Source organism: Frankia sp. EI5c (assembly GCF_001636565.1).
In the GTDB taxonomy this organism is placed as follows: domain Bacteria; phylum Actinomycetota; class Actinomycetes; order Frankiales; family Frankiaceae; genus Parafrankia.
The window spans coordinates 1-3,219 of the sequence record NZ_LRTK01000110.1 but is presented as its reverse complement, the minus strand read 5'-3'; the positions used below and the strand labels follow the sequence as shown (position 1 = coordinate 3,219).

The window sequence follows — 3,219 nt, the reverse complement described above, 5'->3', positions numbered from 1 at the left end:
TCCGCCAACAGCCCGTCGCCGTCGCNGCCGTTCGCCGGCGCGGCGTCCCCCAACACTGTTCTCGACAACCGCTACCGGCTCGACGGTCGGATCGCGACCGGCGGCATGGGTGAGGTCTGGCGCGGTCTCGACCAGACCCTCGGCCGTCCGGTCGCCGTCAAGCTCCTGCGCCCCGAGTACGCCAGTGACGAGTCCTTCCTGGTGCGGTTCCGGGGCGAGGCCCGGCATGCGGCCCGGCTGTCGCACCCCGGCGTCGCCTCCGTGTACGACTACGGCGAGGTGTCGACCGCCGACGACTACCCGACCGCCTACCTGGTGATGGAGCTGGTGGAGGGTGAGCCGCTCTCGGCCGTCCTGCACCGGGAGAAGCGGCTGACCCCCGACCGGATGCTGGACGTCCTCGGTNAGGCGGCGGACGCGCTGCAGGCGGCCCATGCCCTCGGTGTCGTGCACCGGGACGTGAAGCCGGGCAACCTGCTGATCCGCCACGACGGAGCGGTCAAGGTCACCGACTTCGGCATCGCCCGCGCGGTGGACGCGGCCCCGCTCACCGCGACCGGGATCATGATGGGGACGGCCTACTACGTCTCCCCCGAGCAGGCGTCCGGCCGTCCGGTGACGCCGGCGAGTGACGTCTACTCGCTCGGTGTGGTCGCCTACGAATGCCTGGCCGGGCGGCGCCCCTTCGACGACCGGAACCCGATCGTCGTCGTCATGGCTCACCAGCAGGACACGCCGCCCCCGCTGCCCAACGACATCCCGTACCAGGTCCGGTCGCTGGTCGAGTCCGCCATGGCGAAGGACGCCTCCCGGCGGCCGAGCTCGGCGGGCGCCTTCGCCCGTTCGGCGGCCAGCATTCGGCGCAGCCTGTGGAACGCCGAGGCCGGCCGGTGGAACGGTCCCGCCACACCGGACGCCACCGCCCGCCATCCCGCGCCGTCCGCTCCGCCGAGCTTCGGACCGGGCCATTCCCGCGCCCCGAGCGTTCCCCGGGCCCCGTCCTGGAACCGGCCGGGCAGTGCCTCCTGGACGCAGGCACCCCCCGGGCCGGAATCCCCGGCGGGCGGGCCCGGCATGGGGCCAGGCCCCGGCGCCGGATCAGGTGCCGGCCCGGGAGGTCCGGCCACCGTGCTCCAGCCGGCCGGCGGCCCCGGGCACCCACCGTCCCGCGGGGGCACCGGGCGGCTCTACAGCCCGGGCGAGTTCGCCGACTACGCGGCCAGCCACGGCCAGGGCACCGGCTCGCGGGGGCCGGGCGACCGGGGCGACAACGGCCGTGCCGACCCGGCCAACACGCTGTACCAGCCGTCCTCGCCGCCCTGGGCGGATGATCCCGCCGACCCGGTGGGCGGTGGGCGGGCGGCGCGGCGCCGTCCCGCGGCGACGGGGGGCCGGCGTCGGCTTCCGCTCCCCGTCCTCATCGCGCTGCTGCTGCTCACTGTCCTGGTCGTGGCCGTGATCNCCCGCCGGTTCGCGGAGGCGGGCGGGTCCGAGACCGGCACCGCAGCCCCGCCCCATGTGTTGTATCTCACACCGGAAGACGGCAAGATCGTCGGTATGGGCGGTGAGGCGGCTGGCACCGTGGTGGCCGGCGTACCCCAGCCGACGACGGGTGACAATCTGTGACGGATGTAACTGAGAGATACGACGCTCAGCCCCGACTCGTCGGTGAGCGGTACGAACTCGGCGGATGCATCGGTTACGGCGGCATGGCCGAGGTCTACCGGGGCCGCGACATCCGGCTGGGGCGCGAGGTCGCGGTGAAGACCCTGCGCGCCGACCTGGCGCGCGACCCGACCTTCCTGGCTCGGTTCCGTCGCGAGGCCCAGTCCTCGGCCTCGCTGAACCATCCCGCGATCGTGTCGGTGTACGACACCGGCGAAGACGTCATCAACGGGACGCAGCTCCCGTACATCGTCATGGAGTTCGTCGAGGGCCAGACCCTGCGGGAGGTGCTCCAGGCCCGCGGCGCGCTCGACGAGCGGTACGCCATGCAGATCACCGCCGAGGTCTGCGCCGCGCTGGACTACAGCCACCGCATGGGCATCATCCACCGCGACATCAAGCCCGCGAACGTGATGGTCGGGGCGGACGGCGCGGCCAAGGTCATGGACTTCGGCATCGCCCGGGCGACCACGGCGACATCGTCCACGATGACCGCCACCTCGGCGGTCATCGGGACGGCGCAGTACCTCTCGCCCGAGCAGGCCCGCGGCGCGCGGGTCGACACGCGCAGCGACGTCTACTCCACCGGGGTGCTCCTCTACGAGCTGCTCACCGGTGAGCCGCCGTTCCGCGGCGACAACCCCGTGGCGGTCGCCTACCAGCACGTGCGGGAGATCCCGCCGCCGCCGTCGAGTCACGACCCCCGGATCTCCCCCGAGGCGGACGCCATCGTGCTCAAGGCGATGGAGAAGGATCCGGACGACCGGTACACCACCGCCGGCGAGATGCGCGATGACCTGGAACGCGCGCTCAGCGGGCACCGGGTGCACGCCATGATCATGGGCGCGGCCGACGAGACGATGCTCGGTGCGCAGAGCCCGGCCACCGCCGGCACCGCGCTGCTGGGCCGCCCGGGCGGCTACGACAACCGCTCCGACGGCCGCTACGACGACGGCTACGACGAGTACGACGACCGCACCAGGGTTCGCGGCGAGCCCTACGACCGGTTCGAGCAGACCGGTCCCTTCGACCGCTACGACTCGCCCGGCCGCTTCGGTGACGGCGGCGGGTACGACGACGCGCCCCCCAGCCACCGTGACGACGACCGCGGTGGTTCACCCGTCTGGAAGTTCGTGCTCGCCGGGCTCGGCGCCGTCCTCGTCTTCGTCGTGGTGGCGCTGCTCGCCNGCTCACTGCTCGGCGGAAAGAACGACGAGGACACGGTCGCCACCCAGTTCACGATCCCGGGCGGTCTGGTCGGCCAGACCTACGACGAGGCCCTCAAGCGGCTGCAGAAGGCGGGCTACAANGGGCAGCCGCAGCGGGTGAACGAGACGAGCACCGCGTACGAGCCGGATCACGTCATGAAGGTCTCCCCCGAGCCGGGGGAGAAGATCGAGCCGGACGGGCAGATCGTCCNCACCGTGGCCATGGCGGAGGGGCAGAAGACGATCCCGCAGAACATCGTCGGGATGACCGAGCAGGAGGCGCGGAACACCCTCACCGGACTCGGTCTGCAGGTCACGTCGATGCAGCTCTACGATGCCGCCGAGC

Annotated in this window: 1 protein-coding gene and 5 pseudogenes; all 6 read left to right on the top strand. The window is 72.5% G+C overall.

Features of this window, described 5'->3' with window-relative positions; all coding sequences use genetic code 11:
* Nucleotides 1-26 precede the first annotated feature (26 nt).
* Nucleotides 27-405: pseudogene (locus tag UG55_RS43715) on the top strand (protein kinase); the annotation flags it as partial.
* Nucleotide 406: 1 nt separating this feature from the next.
* Nucleotides 407-1,461 (top strand): annotated as a pseudogene (locus UG55_RS43710) (protein kinase); the annotation flags it as partial.
* Nucleotides 1,462-1,622: 161 nt separating this feature from the next.
* A pseudogene (pknB, locus tag UG55_RS25100) lies at nucleotides 1,623-2,852 on the top strand (Stk1 family PASTA domain-containing Ser/Thr kinase); the annotation flags it as partial.
* Between the two features lies 1 nt (nucleotide 2,853).
* A pseudogene (locus UG55_RS43705) lies at nucleotides 2,854-2,974 on the top strand (hypothetical protein); the annotation flags it as partial.
* A gap of 1 nt (nucleotide 2,975) precedes the next feature.
* Nucleotides 2,976-3,084: pseudogene (locus tag UG55_RS43700) on the top strand (hypothetical protein); the annotation flags it as partial.
* 1 nt (nucleotide 3,085) lies between these two features.
* The coding region (locus UG55_RS43695) for a hypothetical protein (protein WP_242425093.1) at nucleotides 3,086-3,219 on the top strand (134 nt) is incomplete at both ends.